Source organism: Paracoccus sp. S4493 (assembly GCF_000967735.1).
GTDB classification, from domain to species: Bacteria; Pseudomonadota; Alphaproteobacteria; order Rhodobacterales; family Rhodobacteraceae; genus Paracoccus; species Paracoccus marcusii.
Window position 1 is genome coordinate 1 of the sequence record NZ_JXYF01000402.1, and the last position, 835, is coordinate 835.

At 68.0% G+C, this 835-nt stretch carries 2 protein-coding genes; both read left to right on the forward strand.

Going from position 1 to position 835, the window contains the following annotated elements:
• A partial coding sequence (locus TW83_RS18060) for an aspartate/glutamate racemase family protein (protein ID WP_045984171.1) occupies window positions 1-519 on the forward strand: 519 nt, incomplete at its 5' end.
• Between the two features lie 9 nt (window positions 520-528).
• A partial coding sequence (locus TW83_RS18065; RefSeq protein ID WP_052714975.1) for a cytochrome c maturation protein CcmE occupies window positions 529-835 on the forward strand: 307 nt, incomplete at its 3' end.

The following is an 835-nucleotide window of genomic DNA, read 5'->3' on the forward strand; positions in this document are numbered from 1 at the left end:
ATGATCGAGGCGCTGACCGAACGGGCCTGGGGCGATAATTCGCCGCCGCGCCGGGTGGCGGTCAACAACGTCGCGCTGTTTGCCACACCCGCGACCGTCGCCAGCCGCGCGTTCCAGCGCGAACTGGCGTTCCGCGCGGTGGGCGTCGATGTCGAGGCCCAGCCCTGCGCCGGCGTGGTCGATGCGATCGAGATGGGCGACGAGCAGCTGGCGGAGGCCCTGGTCACCAGCCATGTCGAGGCGCTGAAGCGCCGCATGCCGTACCCCGAGGCGGCGGTCCTTGGCTGCACCCATTACCCGCTGATGCAGGACGCGTTTCAGCGCGCCCTGGGGCCGCAGGTCAAGGTCTTCAGCCAGGCGGGGCTGGTCGCCGAAAGCCTGGCCGACTATCTGACGCGCAGGCCCGAATTCGTCGGGCCGGGCACGACATCGATGTATCTGACCACCGGCGATCCGGTGCGGGTGGGCGGCAAGGCCACGCAGTTCCTGCGCCGCGCCATCAGCTTTGATCCCGCCTGAGGAGGACCCATGGCCGGCATGAAATCCCTGAAGAAGCAGCGCCGCGTCCAGGTTCTGGCGGCGGCAAGCCTGGCCCTGGTCGTGGCGGTGGGGCTGATCGGATACGGCTTCAGCGACGGCATCAACCTCTATCGCTCTCCCAGCCAGGTGGTCGAGACGGCGCCCGAGCCCGACGAGTTCTTTCAGCTGGGCGGGCTGGTTAAGGACGGATCCATCGTCAATGGCACCGGCATGGCGTTCGATTTCGTGATCACCGACGGCGCGGTCGAGATCCCGGTGACCTATGTCGGCAACGACCCCCGCCCGGACCTGTTCA